The sequence below is a fragment of the Streptomyces sp. NPDC014891 genome (assembly GCF_043081085.1).
GTDB lineage: Bacteria > Actinomycetota > Actinomycetes > Streptomycetales > Streptomycetaceae > Streptomyces.
This window is the reverse complement of sequence record NZ_JBIBWF010000001.1, coordinates 932,838-947,952: the sequence shown is the minus strand read 5'-3', so window position 1 is coordinate 947,952 and position 15,115 is coordinate 932,838. Positions and strand designations below refer to the sequence as shown.

The following is a 15,115-nucleotide window of genomic DNA, read 5'->3' as shown; positions in this document are numbered from 1 at the left end:
GATCCCTTGCTCTCCTACGCGACCGGTGGGGGAGCGACGGTGCGGAGCCCAGCCTGGCGTGGTGGGCGCCGCCTTGGTCGTCAGGTGCGTACCAACGTGATCTGCTGAAGCTAGGTCACCTGCTGTGTGCTGTACACACGTTGCGCAAGAGTTGGCGTGCCTAAGGGGTACGCGCTTACCTAGTAGGCCGGGAATCGACCCTGGATGGCTGTTACCGCACGGCTGAGTGCCAGTTCCGGGAGAGGGCCTTGCCGGCGTCGGGGGCGGCGAGACCGGGGGCGAAGAGGCCCGTGAGGTGGGTCTGGGTGTTGTTGAGGGTGAGGCTGTTCTTGCCGGCGGCGGAGGGCAGTCCGGTCTTGAGGTTGACGGCGGCGTCGATCACGCCGAACCAGCCGAGGCCGCAGCCGCTGGCGCCGGGGACGGCGAAGGTCTTGTCGCTCTGGGTGGAGCCGAGGATGTTGAGGCGGCTCATGTCGCCCTCCTCGTTCGGGGAGCCGTCGCCGTTGAAGCGCTCGACGCCGAAGTCGGGCGAGGTGAGGTTGCTCGGGCGCAGGATGATCGGGTTGGTCTTCGTCCCGATGTAGCAGTTGCTCCCGAGGAACGGGTTCTCCAGGCGGATGCGGACCGGGATGGACACGATCGGCTTGTCGGTGAGGACGCCCGCGATCTGGTCGAAGTCCGAGGGCGTGCCGACCGACTCCATGGTGGCGGTGATCTTGTTGAGCTTGGCGTCGGTGAGCTGGCGGCAGATGTCGGTGATGAACGGGATGTCGCTGGGACACATCAGACCGAGGAGGCCGCCGGGGACGTTGGCCGGTGCGGCGATCAGCGCGCCGCCGGCCGGGGCCGCGACCGTGCTGGTGCCGTCCGCGTTCTGGACGACGCCGATCTGCAGGTTGGTGCTGCCGGTCGGCACGGTGGTGTTGCCCAGCTTGATGGAGCCGCTGACGGAGTACGACACGACGCACTGCGGCGAGGTGTCGAGTCCGTCGGACGCCAGCATCGCCGCCGCGTCGACGGGGCAGCGGTTGGACGGCCCCCAACTGCCGTTCAGCTGCGGGGCGGCGGCCGTCGCCGAGCCGATGGAGGCGAAGGCGCCGAGCGCGGTGAGGGCGGCGAGGGTGGCGAGACGGGTCCGGGAGGAGACGAGGGGCATGGCGATGCCTTTCGTTGAGGGGGTGCGGGGCGGGGTGGTGCGGGTGCGGCGGGGTTCGGGGGCGACGGCCCGGGGGTGGCCCGGGCCGTGGTCTCAGCGCTCGGGCTTGGGGACCACGTACGGCTGGCGGTCCGCCGTGCACTGGCCCTCGGTGGGCACCTCCACGCCCACCGCGCAGGTCTGGCCCTGGATCTGGCGGATGTGGTTGCCCGGGCCGGAGATGGCGGCGGTGAGGAGCCGGTCGAGGTTCTCGCCGCCGGCGCCGCAGCCCTTGAACGCGGGGACCGTCACCTCGCCGGTGAGCGGCCCGCCGCTGGTGAGGACGTAGCCGGTGGCGTCGGTGCCGTTGAGCAGCTGGCCCTTGCCGAGCAGGACCAGGTGGTCGCCGGGGTACTTGTCGGGCTGGGGTTCGGGCGAGGCGAGCGGGGTGGCCGTGCGGCAGTCGGGACCGACGTCCAGCGGGGTGCCGTTGACCTCGACGTCGAGCACGCGCAGCACGAGGGGCACCCGGATGTAGGTCTCCGCGATGTTGTCGGGGAAGACCAGGAGGACGTCCGACTCGACGACGAGCGGGCCCGCCTGCTCCAGCACCAGGGTCGCCGTGGTGGGCGCGAAGCCGAAGGTCAGGAAGGTGGACGTGAAGGGCGGGGACTGCTTGCGCCCCTGGTAGAGGAGCGAGCCCTCCGACTTCTGGAGCAGGTGCAGGGTGCCGTCCGGACGGAAGTCGATCACCGGCTCGCCCTGTTCGAGCTGGACGCAGGAGACCGGGATGAGCGAGGCCCCGTCGAGCTTGCGCACGTTGGAGTAGCCGGTGATGTACGCGGAGAGCGAGGTGGACGTCGGCTTCTCGGTGACGCAGGGCGGCGCCTTCGGCCGGACGGCGGGGGCGCCGGGCTTGTCCTCGGCGGCCACGCGCGGGCCCTTGCCGGGGACCGCGGGGGACGCGGGGGCCGGTGCTCCGGTCGTCCCGCGTGCCGTCTCCCGGCCTACCGGGGCCCCCGTCTGCCCGGGGGGCGCGGCGGAGGGCCGGGCCGGGGCGGAGGGCGGGCCCGGGGAGGGGACCGTCGGGGGCGTGCTCGGCGGGCCGGGGCTCGGGGTGCCGCTGGAGCCTGGCGTGACGGGGATCGAGGCGAGCAGCGTCCGGTCCTCCGCGTCGGGTCCGGGGACGCAGCTGACCGCGAGGGACGCCGGACCGGTCGGCGTGCCGTCGGCCTTGCCCGGGGCCAGCCCGACGGTGAGGTTCCCGGCGCGGAGGGTGAGCTCGCCGGGGGTGTCCGTCGTGAGGGCGGGGACGTCGCCGGTGCCGGTGAGGACGAGCGGTCCGTCGCCGGGGACAGGGGTGGGCGGGGCCGTGCCGAGCCAGCCGACGTCGGTGCCGGCGCCGTTCTGGCCCACGCCGACCGTGAGCGCCGTCTCCGCCCGCACGGTGGCGGCTTCGAGGGCGGTGAGTTCGGCCGCGACCGCGGCCGGGAGTTCCAGCGTCGTGCTGACGTCGGCCGCCTCGATCGTCCCGCCGACGGACACCCGGTCGGGCAGGGTCGCCCTGATCCGCACCGTCGCCGGCTGCGGACCCGAGGGCAGGGTGCAGAGGTAGGGGAGCCGGGTGTCGACCTCCTGCGGACCCAGGGCCACGGCCGCCGCGGGGAGGAGGGGGGCGAGTGCCACGAGTGCGGCGATCGCGGCGCCGCGCGTCTGGGCGCGGCCGGGCCGCAGGGCGGCTCGCTGGCCTCTCATCTGGTGCTCCGCTCGGATAGTGCGCGCGGGCGTCGGGTGCGCGGGCGCGAAGGGAGGGAAGTCCGTCGGGGGCGCGGACGGCCCTCGTCCGCCCGGCCGGGGTCGCCGGCCGGACGGACGAGGGCGCGCACTGCTTACGGGTTGGAGCCGACGATCGTCGGGATGGTGGTCGTGTTGGCCACCTTGACGAGGTAGTCGCCCTTGAAGAGCGGCTTGGCGCCGACCGGGACGGCGGAGCCGCAGTTGGTCGAGGAGACGACGGTGAGCTCGCCGGTGACGCTGTTGACCGCCAGCTTGCCGGTCGAGTTGGTGTACGTGCCGGAGGCCTTGCCCGTCACGCGGAAGACGCAGGCGCCGACCGTCACCTTGGCGTCGACGTTGCCGACGTAGCCCTTGGTGACCCCGGTCGCGGCCGTGTAGTCCTGCGCCACCAGGGTCCACGGGGTGGTCGCGACGGTGGTCACGTTGCCCAGGACGCTGGTGCAGGGCGCGCCGGTGGCGCCGAAGGCGATGGCGCTGATGGAGGCGACGGTGGCCGGGTTGCCGGTGGCGCTGGCCATGCTGCCCGAGGCCTTCGAGTTCGTACACGTCATCGCGATGCCGTTGACGCTGAGGACGACGTTGCCGCTGTTGGTCGCGGTGAAGCTGGCGGGCGACGGGTTGACGGTCCAGACCGTCGACGGCACGGCCGAGGCGGGGGCGGCGGCGAGGGCGAACGCGGCGGTGGCCGCCCCGGCGACGACGGCGAGGTTTCTGATCTGCTTCTTCATGGGTCCCGGACTCTCCTTGTGGATTGACCAGCTGAGGGTGCGACCGCGGTGGGGGGAGCGGCCGGCGGCCCGGTATTTCTCGGCCGCGAAACCTGACGTTACTTGCGAGAAACTTAGCTGAACAATGGCGCAGTCCATGATTCTTTTGAGAAGGCTATTCGCCTGTCAAGCGGGTGAGCGGTGGCCGGAATCGCCTTGGTTCCGGGGTGCGTAATGTCGACAATTCTGATCGATCAGGGATGGCTGGAATCAGCAGTGCTCTCCCTGGTGACAAGCGGGGATCGGGAATTGTCTCCGGAATGACAAACACGGGCCCGCTCCGCACCTGTCGCCGAAAACTCCGGATCCGGTATTGCCGGGGGAGGTTACTCGGCCGTAACGTTCCCGGGGCGGCGAACGGAGCCGCAGGTCGGCACAGTCATGTGTCGTCCCGCAGACAAAGAACGACAAGGACTTTGTCTCCGTGGTGACAAAGAGCGGAGCGGATCAAGGATTTTGCGCCACGCCTCTTGTCCAAGTGATCCGCACCGACTTAACGTGCGCCCGCGGCGCACCCCCGACGCACGCTTGCTGGAGGTGGGATGGGAATCGAAGTAGTCGTTGAGGGTCTGACCATGTCCTTCGGCAAGCAGAATATCTGGCAGGACGTGACCCTGACCTTGCCGGCCGGAGAGGTGAGCGTGATGCTCGGCCCCTCCGGTACCGGGAAGACGGTCTTCCTGAAATCACTCATCGGGCTGCTCAAACCCCAGCGGGGCCGCGTTCTCATCAATGGCGTCGACATGGTGAGCAGCCCGGAACGGGACATCTACGAGACCCGGAAACTCTTCGGCCTCATGTTCCAGGACGGTGCCCTCTTCGGCTCCATGACCCTCTTCGACAACATCGCCTTCCCGCTGCGCGAGCACACCCGCAAGCGGGAGTCCGAGATCCGCCGCATCGTGATGGAGCGGATCGAACTCGTCGGCCTGCTGGGCGCGGAGGGGAAGCTCCCCGGCGAGATCAGCGGCGGCATGCGCAAGCGCGCCGGTCTGGCGAGGGCCCTGGTCCTCGACCCGCAGATCGTGCTCTGCGACGAGCCGGACTCCGGCCTCGACCCCGTCCGCACCGCCTACCTCTCACAGCTCCTCATCGACCTCAACGCCCGCATCGACGCGACGATGCTGATCGTCACCCACAACCTGGACATCGCCGCCACGGTCCCCGACAACATGGGGATGTTCTTCCGGCGCAACCTCGTCACCTTCGGCCCCCGCGAGGTCCTCCTCACCAGCGAGGAACCGGTCGTCACCCAGTTCCTGGCCGGCCGCCGCGAAGGACCCATCGGCATGTCCGAGGAGAAGGACGCGGCCCTCCTCGCCGCCGAACTCGACGGCACCGCCGGCCGGCCCGCGGCGCCCCGCGCCATCGTCCCCCAGCTCGAACCGTCCCCCGGCCTCCCGCCCCGCGCCGCCGTGGGGCGCCGCCGGGAGCGCGTCCTCGGCATGCTCGACCGACTGCCGCCCGCCGCCCAGGCCGCCATCCGCGACACCTACGCCAGGGACGACACGGCGTACACCCTGCCCAAGCGGGAGCGGATCACCGGGAGCGGCTCGTGATCACCGGCGCGCTGCGGCAGACCGGCCGGCTCTTCGCCCTCGCCGCCGAGGTCACCCGGGCCGTCTTCCGGCGCCCGTTCCAGTTCCGCGAGTTCGTCGAGCAGTTCTGGTTCGTCGCCAGCGTCACCATCCTGCCCGCCGCGCTCGTCTCCATCCCGTTCGGCGCCGTGATCGCCCTCCAGGTCGGCTCGCTCACCCAGCAGCTGGGTGCCCAGTCGTTCACCGGCGGCGCCAGCGTCCTCGCCGTCATCCAGCAGGCGAGCCCCCTCATCGTCGCCCTCCTGATCGCCGGCGCCGGCGGCTCCGCCATCTGCGCCGACCTCGGCTCCCGCAAGATCCGCGAGGAGCTCGACGCGATGGAGGTCATGGGCGTCTCGCCCGTGCAGCGACTGGTCGTCCCCCGCGTCCTCGCCACCATGGCCGTCGCCGTCCTGCTCAACGGCATGGTCTCCGTCGTCGGCACGCTCGGCGGCTACTTCTTCAACATCATCCTCCAGGGCGGCACCCCCGGCGCCTACCTCTCCAGCTTCTCCGCCCTCGCCCAGCTCCCCGACCTCTACATCAGCGAACTCAAGGCCCTCATCTTCGGGTTCATCGCCGGCATCGTCGCCGCCTACCGGGGACTCAACCCCCGCGGCGGCCCCAAGGGGGTCGGCGACGCCGTCAACCAGTCCGTCGTCATCACCTTCATGCTGCTGTTCTTCGTGAACATGGTGCTGACGGGCATCTACCTGCAGATCGTCCCGCCGAAGGGAGGCTGAGACCGATGGCCTCCCCGTTCGTCTGGCTCGACCGGTCCGGTGACCAGCTCCTGTTCTACGTCAAGGCCCTGCTCTGGGTCCCGCGCACCCTGCGCCGCTACCTCAAGGAGGTGCAACGCCTGCTCGCCGAGGTCGCCTTCGGCTCCGGCGGCCTCGGCGTCATCGGCGGCACCATCGGCGTCATGATCGCGATGACGCTCTTCACCGGGACCGTCGTCGGCCTCCAGGGCTACGCCGCCCTGGAGCAGATCGGCACCGCGGCGTTCACCGGCTTCGTCTCCGCCTACTTCAACACCCGCGAGATCGCCCCGCTCGTCGCGGGGCTCGCCCTCTCCGCCACCGTCGGCGCCGGCTTCACCGCACAGCTCGGCGCCATGCGGATCAACGAGGAGGTCGACGCCCTCGAAGGCATGGGCATCCGCTCCATGCCCTACCTCGTCACCACCCGCATCATCGCCGGAGTCGTCGCCATCGTCCCGCTGTACGCGATCGGCCTCCTCTCCTCCTACCTGGCCTCCCGCTACGTGACGGTCCTGTTCAACGGCCAGTCCCAGGGCACGTACGACCACTACTTCAACCTCTTCCTGTCACCGACCGACGTCCTGCTGTCGGTGCTGAAAGTGCTGATCTTCAGCGTGATGGTGATCGTCGCCCACTGCTACTACGGCTTCCGCGCCTCCGGCGGCCCGGCAGGCGTCGGCATCGCGGTCGGCCGCTCCGTCCGCAACGCCATCGTGCTGATCAGCGTCACCGACTTCTTCCTGTCGCTGGCCCTCTGGGGCGCGACCACGACCGTGAAGGTGGCGGGGTGACATGAGCGACCCACGTGCCGAGACCCTGCGCCGCCGGTTCGCCGGCGTGGTCTTCCTCCTGGTGCCCGCCCTGCTCGCCTGGCTCGCGATCGCCGTCTACGAGAAGGAGTTCACCGACTCCGACCCCGTCGTCGTCGAGACCGGCAGCGTCGGCAACGAGATGCACCTCGGCGCCGAGGTGAAGCTCCGCGGCGTCGTCATCGGCGAGGTCCGCGCCATCGACGCCACCGACGCCGGAGCCCGGCTCACCCTCGCCATGCGCCCCGGCAGCCTCCGCCACGTGCCCTCCGACGTCCGCGCCCAGATGCTCCCCACCACCCTCTTCGGCGAACGGTTCGTCGCCCTCGTACCCCCCGGCGACTCCACCGCCGCCCCCCTCGCACCCGGCGCCGTCATCCCGGAGGACCGCTCCAGCAACGCCGTCGAACTCCAGCAGGTCCTCGACAACGTCCTCCCGCTGCTCACCGCCGTCCAGCCGCAGAAACTGTCGGCGACCCTGTCGGCAGTCTCCCGGGCCCTGGAGGGCCGCGGCGACACGCTCGGCGACACCCTCACCGAACTCGACGCCCACCTGCGCGAGTTCAACCCCCAACTGCCCGCCCTCACCCGCGACCTGAAAGAACTCGTGAAGGTCAGCCACGTCTACGCCGACGCCGCCCCCGACATCGTCACGGCGCTCACCGACTTCACCACCACCAGCGGCACCCTCGCCGAGAAGGAGGCCGACCTCGCCGGCACCCTCGGCGCCACCACCAGGACGGCCCAGGACCTGACCGCCTTCCTGCGCCAGAACAAGGACAACATCATCCGGCTCAGCGCCACCGGCCGGCCCACCCTGGAGCTGCTCGCCGAGTACGCGCCGTCCTTCCCCTGCACCCTGCGCACCCTCGCCCAGTTCGTGCCGGCCATGGACAAGGCCCTCGGCAAGGGCACCGACCAGCCGGGACTGCACGTCGACGTCACCACCGTGCCCTCGCGCGGCGCGTACGTCCCCGGCCGGGACACCCCGTCGTACGGATCCGGCGGCGGCCCGCGCTGCTACCCCGTGCCCTACCTCGGCATCCCGGTGGCCCCCGCCGCACGGGCGGCGGCCGCGGCCGACCAGAACCTCGGCCCCGCCAACTCGCCGCAGGAGAACGACCTCGTCAACGAACTCCTCGCCCCCGCGGCGGGCAAGCGGCCCGGCGACCTCCCGGACTGGAGCAGCACGCTCGTCGGACCGGCGTTCCGCGGCGCGGAGGTGACCCTCGGATGAGCACGCGACCCGCCCACACGCGCCGGCGCGGACTGACCGGCACCGTTCTGAAGTCCCTCGCGTTCGTCCTGGTCACGGCGCTGGCCACCGCGCTCCTCGGCCTCAGCATCGCCAACACCGGCGTCGGCTCCGCCACCCGCTCCTACAAGGCGCTGTTCACCGACGTCACCGGACTCGTCAAGGGCGACTCGGTGCGCATCGCCGGAGTCAAGGTCGGCGAGGTGACCGGCGTACGCGTCGTCGAACGGCGCACCGCGGAGGTCACCTTCTCGGTCCGCGAGGACCGCTCCGTGCCCCGCTCGGCGACCGCCGCCGTCAAGTACCTCAACATGGTCGGGCAGCGCTACGTCTCCCTCGGCCGCGGCAGCGGCGACCTCACCGGCACCCTGCACGACGGGGACACCATCCCCCTCGACCGCACCACCCCCGCCCTCGACCTGACCCTGCTCTTCAACGGGTTCAAGCCCCTCTTCGAGGGACTCTCGCCCGCCGACGTCAACGACCTCGCCGGATCGCTCGTGCAGGTCCTCCAGGGCGAGAGCGGCACCGTCGACAGCCTGCTGCGCCACATCGGCTCCCTGACCCGCACGGTCGCCGCCAAGGACGAGGTGATCGGCCAGGTCGTCACCCACCTCAACACCGTCCTCACCACCCTCAACAACCGCGAGGCCGCCTTCGACGACCTCGTCGTCACCCTCCGGAAACTGGTCACCGGCTTCAACACCGACCGCAAACCCCTCGGCGAGGCCGTCCAGGCCGTCGGCGCCCTCACCACGACGACCGCCGGGCTCTTCCAGGAGGCCCGGGCACCCCTCAAGAAGGACATCCGCGAACTCGGCCGGCTCTCCGGCACCCTCGGCGCCCACACCCCCGCCATCGAGTCCTTCCTGGCCAACACCCCCGCCAAGATGACCGCCCTGGCCCGGCTGTCCTCGTACGGATCGTGGTTCAACCTCTACCTCTGCGAGGCGCGCGTGACCGGCGTGGGAACCTCCGACGGCTCGAAGCCGCCGACCGGGATCGCCGTGACCGAACCGAGGTGCCGCGGATGAGCCCCCGCCCCCGGTTCAAGCCGGCCAAGGAACGCAACCCCGTCGCGGTCGCCGTCGCCGGACTGCTCCTCCTCGCCCTGATCGCCGCCCTGGCGTTCAACGTGGAGCGCCTGCCCCTGGTCGGCGACGACACCACCTACAGCGCCGACTTCTCCGAGGCCGCCGGACTCGACGCAGGCGACGAGGTCCGCATCGCCGGCGTCAAGGTCGGCAAGGTCACCGAGGTCACCCTCGACGGACCCAAGGTCAAGGTGGCGTTCGAGGTCGGCGACGCCTGGGTCGGCGACCGGTCCACCGCCGCCATCGCCATCAAGACCCTCCTCGGCGAGAAGTACCTGGCCCTCGACCCCCTGGGCTCCGAACGACAGGACCCCGGCACCCGCATCCCGCAGTCGCGCACCACGTCCCCGTACGACGTCACCCAGGCCTTCCAGGACCTCAGCGGCACCGTCGACGCCCTCGACACCGCCAAGCTCGCGGAGAGCTTCGAGACGATCTCCGACACCTTCAAGAACTCCCCGCCGCACGTCCGCAACGCCGCCACCGGCCTCTCCGAGCTCTCCCGGTCGGTCTCGAAGCGCGACACCGAACTGGCCCGACTCCTCGCGAACAGCCGGAAGTTCACCAAGACCCTGGAGGACAAGAAGTCCAGCTTCGAGATCCTCATCGAGGACGGCGGCTCCCTGCTCGGCGAACTCCGGCAGCGCCGCGACGCCATCCGCGCCCTCCTCAAGGGAAGCCGGGCGCTCGGCACCGAACTCAGCGGCGTCGTCGCCGACAACGACCGCCAGCTCGGCCCCACCCTCAAGGCCCTCGGCCGGGTCACCGGAGTCCTGGAGCGGAACAGCGGCCGGCTCGACGAGACACTCGCGCTGATCGGCCCGTACTACCGCCTCGTCGGCAACACCCTCGGCAGCGGCCGCTGGTTCGACAGCTACCTGTGCGGCGTGGTGCCCCGCGCCTACCTGCCCGACACCTCGCAGCCCACGACCGGATGCCTGCCGCCGCGACCCAAGGCGACGGCCAAGGGGAGCGGTGAACGATGACCAGTCCCAGAAAGCCCCTCGTCGCCGGCCTGGCCCTCGCGGTGCTCGCCGCCTGCGGCCTCGTCGCCGTCCGCGTCCTCGACGACGAGGGCACCCGGATCACCGCCTGGTTCGACCGGGCGGTCGGCATCTACGCGGGCTCCGACCTGCGGGTCCTCGGCGTGCGCGTCGGCGAGGTCGAGTCCGTGGAACCGCAGGGCACCCGGGTGCGGGTCCGGCTCCTCCTCGACGAGGGCGTCCGCGTCCCCGCCGACGCCCGGGCCCTCGTCGTCGCCCCCAGCATCGTCGCCGACCGGTACGTGCAGCTCAGCCCCGCGTACAGCACCGGCCCGACCCTCTCCGACGGCGCCGAACTGCCCGCCTCCCGCAACCGCACCCCCGTCGAGATCGACCAGCTCTACGACTCCATCACCGAACTGAGCCGGGCCCTCGGCCCGGACGGCGCCAACTCCGCCGGCGCCCTGTCCGAACTCCTCGACACCGGCGCCAGGAACCTCAAGGGCAACGGCGCCTCCATCGGCACCTCCATCAAGGAGTTCGGCAAGGCCGCCAAGACCCTCGACGGCAGCAGCGAGGACCTCTTCACCAGCCTCGGCCAGCTGCAGACCTTCACCACCATGCTCAAGGACAAGGACGGCGACGTCCGCACCGCGCAGGAACGCCTCGACGAGGTCGTCGGCTACTTCGCGGAGAACAAGGACGACCTCGCCGGCGCCCTCAAGGAACTCGGCAGGGCACTCGTCCAGGTCAAGGCGTTCATCAGGGACAACCGCGGCGAGCTCAAGAAGAACGTCGACCGCCTCGTCCCCCTCACCCAGACCCTCGTCGACCAGCGCGCCTCCCTCGCCGAGGCACTCGACGTCGCCCCGCTCGCCGCCGCCAACGTCGTCAACGCCTACAACAAGGACACCCGCACCCTCGACGGCCGGGCCAATCTCAACGAGATCAGCATGGGCGGCTCCCTGCTGCCGCTGCCGGTCGCCGGAGGCTCCGCGTCCACCGGCGGATCCGCCGGGCCGGGCGGCGCGGCCGGACCTGGCGGCCCCACGCCGGACACCTCCGCGCCGGCCGCCGGAGAGGGGGACCGATGAGAGGCCCCACCCCGCGGGCGGCCGGAGCGGCCGCCGCCGGCGCCGTCGTGCTCGGCCTCGGGCTCGCCCTCGTCCTCGGGGCGACCCCCGGAAACCCCTTCCGCTTCGACGGCATCGAGGACCTGCCCCTGCCCGGCGGAGCCGACCTCGGCCCCCACCCGTACACGGTCACCGCGGAACTCGACGACGTCCTCAGCCTCGTGCCGCAGTCCGCGGTCAAGGTCAACGACGTCGCCGTCGGACGCGTCACCGCCATCGAACTCGGCTCCGACAACTGGTCCGCCCGGGTCACCCTGAAGATCAACGGCGACGTCCGGCTGCCCGCCGACGCGGGCGCCCGGCTGGAGCAGTCGAGCCTCCTCGGCGAGAAGTACATCCAGCTCGTCGCCCCGCCGAAGGACGGCGGCGGACGGCTTGCCGACGGCAGCGTCATCCCGCTCGCCCGCACCAGCCGCAACACCGAGGTCGAGGAGGTCTTCGGCGCCCTGTCCCTGCTCCTCAACGGCGGCGGCGTCAACCAGCTCAAGACGATCACCCGCGAACTCAACGCGGCGCTCGGCGGACGCGAACCCGAGGTCCGCTCGATGCTCCGGCGGGTCAACACCCTCGTGAAGACACTCGACGCCCACCGCGGCGACATCACCCGCGCCCTCGACGGCATCAACCGGCTCTCCGCCACCCTCGCCGGCCGCAAGAAGGACGTCGACACCGTCCTCACCGACCTCTCGCCCGGCCTCCGGACGCTGGAGAACCAGCGGGGCTCCCTGCTGACCATGCTGCGCGCCCTGGACACCCTGTCCGGGGTCGCCGTCACCACCATCGACGCGAGCAAGAAGGACATGGTCGCCGACCTCAAGGCACTCGCCCCCACCCTCACGGCACTCGCGGACGCCGGCGCCGACCTGCCCGACTCCCTCCAGGTGCTGCTCACCTACCCCTTCACCGACGAGGTGCTGCGCGGCGTCAAGGGCGACTACCTCAACACCTACCTGCACCTCGCCGCCGCCCCGGGGACCGAGGTGATCCCGCCCCTGATCCCCCGGACCGGCACCACGCCCACCCCGGCGCCCACCCCGTCCGACCCGGCACCGGCCGCCCGCCGCGGAACCGGGCCGGGCAGCGGGACCCCGAGCACCGCCACACCCCTGCCGCTGCCACCGGCGGCCCCGCCGAAGGACGGAGGGCGGTCCCGGTGATCACCCGTACCGTACGGCTCAAGAACCTCGCGTTCCTCGTCGTCGCCGTCCTCGTCCTCGGCTTCGTCGGCGTCCGCTACGCCGACCTCGGCCGCTACGCCGGCATCGCCGACCACTACACCGTGCGGGTCCACCTCGCCCGCACCGGCGGTCTGTTCACCCACTCCGACGTCACCTACCGGGGCGTCTCCGTGGGGCGGGTCGGCGACATCGGCCTCACCGCCGAAGGCGTCGTGGCCGAACTGCGCATCAAGAACTCCGCCCCGCCGATCCCCGCCGACGCACGGGCCGTCGTCGCGGGCCTCTCCGCCGTCGGCGAGCAGTACATCGACCTGCGCCCGGAGAGCGACGGCGGCCCCTACCTCGCCGACGGCGCCCGCATCGAGCAGTCCGACACCCGCGTACCGGCACCCGTCACCGACGTCCTCGCCGGCATGAACGACCTCACCTCCTCCGTCCCCCTGGAGTCCCTCCGCACGGTCGTCGACGAGCTCGGCAAGGCCTTCGAGGGCCACGGCGACGACCTCCAGGTCCTCCTCGACAGCGGCAGCCGCTTCGTCCAGGCCGCCGACACGGCCCTGCCGGCCACCACCCGCCTCATCGAGGACGGCGAGGTGGTCCTGCGCACCCAGGCCGAGGAGAGCCGCGCCATCAGGGACTTCGCCACCGGAGCCCGCACCCTGGCCGCCACCCTCAAGACCTCCGACGCCGACCTGCGCCGCCTCCTCGCCGTCACCCCCGACGCGACCGGACAGGTCAGCGGACTCCTGCGCGATCTCGACCCGAGCCTGGGCGTCGTCCTCGCCAACCTCCTGACCACCTCGGAGATCGCGGTCACCCGGCAGCGCGGCATGGAGGAGCTGTTCGTGAAGTACCCGGCGGCCGTGTCCGCCGGAGCCACCGCCGTCGAGGGAGGCCGCATGAACTTCGGCATGGCCGTCACCTTCTTCAAGCCGCTGCCGTGCACCGCGGGATACGGCGCCACGCGCTACCGCAACGGCCTCGACCTGGGCACCGCGCCCGCCCTCAACACCGGGGCGGCCTGCACGGGCTCCGCCGCGGCGGGGGTCAACGTGCGCGGCTCGGCCCAGGCGCCCAAGGGCGGCCCCGTGCCCGCCCCGGCCCGCCCCGGCTCCCTGCCCTCGGGGGCCGCGGGCGCCACGCGGGGCGCCGGGCAGGCCCTGCCCGGCGCGCTGGCCCTGCCCGGCCAGAACGGCGGGCCGACGGACATGGCGGGGCTCCTCGGCCTGGGCACCGGGAGCGCGCGATGAGGCGGGGCCGGATCCTCGGCGCCGTCGCCCTCGTCGCCGCCCTCGGCTTCTGCGGGACCGGAGCCTGGACCTACGCGCAGGCCCGTGGCGACGAGAGCCTGGCCTTCGGCCGCGAGCGGGACACGGCACTCGCCGAGGGCCGGGACCGCCTCACCGTGCTCCACACCCTCGACGCCTCGACCCGCGAACGCGCCGAGGCCGGCGTCCGGGCCTGGCGCGAGGCCTCGACCGGACCGCTCCGCACCGAACTGGGGCGCACCGCGCCCGCGGTGGGCGCCTCGGCCCGGGCGACGGTCACCGAGGCCGCCGTGACCGCACTCGACGCCCGGGCGGGTACGGCGAAGCTCATCGCGACCGTCCGCGTCGACGTCACCCCGCGCGGCGGCGGCGCGGCGTCCACCGACCGCAAGCGCCTGGAGGCCGTCCTGACGCGCACCGGCGAGGACACCTGGCGGGTCGCGGCGCTGAGTGCCGTCCCCGTCGCCGGAGCGGAGAAGGGGGAGAACGAATGACGCGGCTCCTGCGAAGGTCGGCGACGGCCGGGTCGAGCGGAACGCCGGGAGGGACCCCGGAGGGGACCGAGCGGACGGCGGCCGCGCGTGGCGGCACGGCGGACGGGACGGGCACCGCGGACGACGCCGGCGCGGCGGGCGGGTCCGCGGCCGCCGACGAGCACGAGCACGAGCACGGGGCGGGCGACGGGGCCGCGGCCGACGACACGCCCGGGTCCGGTACGGCGGCCGGGTCCGGAACCGCGGCCGGGTCCGGAACCGCGGACGGGACCGGGGCCGCGGCCGGCGACGGCGAGCCCTCCGCGGGGCGCACCGTCCGCGTCCTCCCCGCCACCTGGCGGCGAGCCGCCCTCGCCGGGGCCGTCGCCGTGCTCCTCCTCGCCGGAAGCGCCTTCTTCTACGGTGCCCACCGGCTGGGCGACACCCCCTCCGCGCGCAACCAGGCGCTCACCGACGCCGGGGCCACCGCCCGGGTCGGCGGTGACGTCGGAGAGGGCCTCGCCCGGATCTTCTCCTACACCCCCGAGAGCAACGACGGCGTCGAGCGCTCCGCCGGGACCGTCCTCGCCGGGCGGGCCGCACGCCAGTACACCGATCTGTTCGCCCAGGTCCGCGCGCGGCTCGTCGAGCAGCGGATCACCCTCGCCACGCAGACCGTCCGCACCGGAGTGATCGAGCTCGACGGTGACCGGGCGCGCCTCCTCGTCTTCCTCGACCAGGTCTCGCGACGGGAGGGACCGGGCCGTGACGGCGGGACGACCACGTCCGCCGCGGCCCAACTCACCGTCACCGCACGGTTCCAGGACGACCGGTGGCTGATCGTCGACATCAAGGCCCGCTGAGCATGAGCGGGAGACGGGA

General features: G+C 72.2%; 14 protein-coding genes. 11 read left to right on the top strand and 3 right to left on the bottom strand.

Annotated features, from left to right (window positions below):
• Nucleotides 1-211 precede the first annotated feature (211 nt).
• The 3 genes from ACF09E_RS03905 to ACF09E_RS03895 all read right to left on the bottom strand — a co-directional run bounded on the left by ACF09E_RS03905 (nt 212) and on the right by ACF09E_RS03895 (nt 3,660).
• The gene (locus ACF09E_RS03905; RefSeq protein ID WP_392203702.1) at nt 212-1,156 is read right to left on the bottom strand and encodes a hypothetical protein; all 945 of its coding nucleotides are present in this window, start codon (nt 1,154-1,156) and stop codon (nt 212-214) included.
• A 93-nt stretch (nt 1,157-1,249) separates the two neighbouring features.
• A complete protein-coding gene (locus ACF09E_RS03900) occupies nt 1,250-2,890 on the bottom strand; it encodes a DUF6801 domain-containing protein (RefSeq protein WP_392203701.1) in 1,641 nt (546 codons plus the stop codon).
• Between the two features lie 134 nt (nt 2,891-3,024).
• Nucleotides 3,025-3,660 carry a hypothetical protein gene (locus ACF09E_RS03895; protein WP_392203700.1) on the bottom strand — a complete coding sequence of 212 codons (636 nt, stop codon included), beginning with the start codon at nt 3,658-3,660 and terminating at the stop codon, nt 3,025-3,027.
• Between the two features lie 581 nt (nt 3,661-4,241).
• Here ACF09E_RS03895 and ACF09E_RS03890 point away from each other — a divergent pair.
• Genes ACF09E_RS03890 through ACF09E_RS03840 form a run of 11 tightly spaced genes read left to right on the top strand, consistent with a single transcriptional unit; the run spans nt 4,242 to nt 15,096 of the window.
• Nucleotides 4,242-5,258, top strand: a complete 1,017-nt coding sequence (locus ACF09E_RS03890; protein WP_392203699.1) for an ABC transporter ATP-binding protein — start codon at nt 4,242-4,244, stop codon at nt 5,256-5,258.
• On the top strand, nt 5,255-6,019 hold the full coding sequence (locus tag ACF09E_RS03885; protein WP_030316734.1) for an ABC transporter permease: 765 nt from the start codon (nt 5,255-5,257) through the stop codon (nt 6,017-6,019). Before ACF09E_RS03890 ends, ACF09E_RS03885 begins: the two co-directional genes overlap by 4 nt.
• 5 nt (nt 6,020-6,024) lie before the next feature.
• Entirely contained in the window at nt 6,025-6,831 is an 807-nt protein-coding gene (locus ACF09E_RS03880; protein ID WP_073902099.1) for an ABC transporter permease, read from the top strand.
• A 1-nt stretch (nt 6,832) separates the two neighbouring features.
• Nucleotides 6,833-8,086 (top strand): MCE family protein, encoded by a 1,254-nt coding sequence (locus ACF09E_RS03875; RefSeq protein WP_392203698.1) that lies wholly within the window; start codon nt 6,833-6,835, stop codon nt 8,084-8,086.
• Nucleotides 8,083-9,138, top strand: coding sequence for an MCE family protein (locus tag ACF09E_RS03870; RefSeq protein WP_392203697.1), 1,056 nt, complete (start codon nt 8,083-8,085; stop codon nt 9,136-9,138). The genes ACF09E_RS03875 and ACF09E_RS03870 overlap by 4 nt, the downstream gene beginning before the upstream one ends.
• A complete protein-coding gene (locus ACF09E_RS03865) occupies nt 9,135-10,184 on the top strand; it encodes an MCE family protein (RefSeq protein ID WP_392203696.1) in 1,050 nt (349 codons plus the stop codon). Before ACF09E_RS03870 ends, ACF09E_RS03865 begins: the two co-directional genes overlap by 4 nt.
• A complete protein-coding gene (locus ACF09E_RS03860; RefSeq protein WP_392203695.1) occupies nt 10,181-11,275 on the top strand; it encodes an MCE family protein in 1,095 nt (364 codons plus the stop codon). The genes ACF09E_RS03865 and ACF09E_RS03860 overlap by 4 nt, the downstream gene beginning before the upstream one ends.
• Nucleotides 11,272-12,471, top strand: a complete 1,200-nt coding sequence (locus ACF09E_RS03855) for an MCE family protein (RefSeq protein WP_392203694.1) — start codon at nt 11,272-11,274, stop codon at nt 12,469-12,471. Before ACF09E_RS03860 ends, ACF09E_RS03855 begins: the two co-directional genes overlap by 4 nt.
• A complete protein-coding gene (locus ACF09E_RS03850; RefSeq protein ID WP_392203693.1) occupies nt 12,468-13,742 on the top strand; it encodes an MCE family protein in 1,275 nt (424 codons plus the stop codon). Before ACF09E_RS03855 ends, ACF09E_RS03850 begins: the two co-directional genes overlap by 4 nt.
• The gene (locus ACF09E_RS03845; RefSeq protein WP_392203692.1) at nt 13,739-14,254 is read left to right on the top strand and encodes a hypothetical protein; all 516 of its coding nucleotides are present in this window, start codon (nt 13,739-13,741) and stop codon (nt 14,252-14,254) included. Before ACF09E_RS03850 ends, ACF09E_RS03845 begins: the two co-directional genes overlap by 4 nt.
• Entirely contained in the window at nt 14,251-15,096 is an 846-nt protein-coding gene (locus tag ACF09E_RS03840) for a hypothetical protein (RefSeq protein WP_392203691.1), read from the top strand. The genes ACF09E_RS03845 and ACF09E_RS03840 overlap by 4 nt, the downstream gene beginning before the upstream one ends.
• Nucleotides 15,097-15,115 lie beyond the last annotated feature (19 nt).

Bases quoted from the DNA above. Each gene is read 5' to 3' on its own strand.
- ACF09E_RS03905 (WP_392203702.1), bottom strand. From the start codon at position 1,156: ATGCCCCTCGTCTCCTCCCGGACCCGTCTCGCCACCCTCGCCGCCCTC.
- ACF09E_RS03900 (WP_392203701.1), bottom strand. From the start codon at position 2,890: ATGAGAGGCCAGCGAGCCGCCCTGCGGCCCGGCCGCGCCCAGACGCGC.
- ACF09E_RS03895 (WP_392203700.1), bottom strand. From the start codon at position 3,660: ATGAAGAAGCAGATCAGAAACCTCGCCGTCGTCGCCGGGGCGGCCACC.
- ACF09E_RS03890 (WP_392203699.1), top strand. From the start codon at position 4,242: ATGGGAATCGAAGTAGTCGTTGAGGGTCTGACCATGTCCTTCGGCAAG.
- ACF09E_RS03880 (WP_073902099.1), top strand. From the start codon at position 6,025: ATGGCCTCCCCGTTCGTCTGGCTCGACCGGTCCGGTGACCAGCTCCTG.
- ACF09E_RS03875 (WP_392203698.1), top strand. From the start codon at position 6,833: ATGAGCGACCCACGTGCCGAGACCCTGCGCCGCCGGTTCGCCGGCGTG.
- ACF09E_RS03870 (WP_392203697.1), top strand. From the start codon at position 8,083: ATGAGCACGCGACCCGCCCACACGCGCCGGCGCGGACTGACCGGCACC.
- ACF09E_RS03865 (WP_392203696.1), top strand. From the start codon at position 9,135: ATGAGCCCCCGCCCCCGGTTCAAGCCGGCCAAGGAACGCAACCCCGTC.
- ACF09E_RS03860 (WP_392203695.1), top strand. From the start codon at position 10,181: ATGACCAGTCCCAGAAAGCCCCTCGTCGCCGGCCTGGCCCTCGCGGTG.
- ACF09E_RS03855 (WP_392203694.1), top strand. From the start codon at position 11,272: ATGAGAGGCCCCACCCCGCGGGCGGCCGGAGCGGCCGCCGCCGGCGCC.
- ACF09E_RS03845 (WP_392203692.1), top strand. From the start codon at position 13,739: ATGAGGCGGGGCCGGATCCTCGGCGCCGTCGCCCTCGTCGCCGCCCTC.
- ACF09E_RS03840 (WP_392203691.1), top strand. From the start codon at position 14,251: ATGACGCGGCTCCTGCGAAGGTCGGCGACGGCCGGGTCGAGCGGAACG.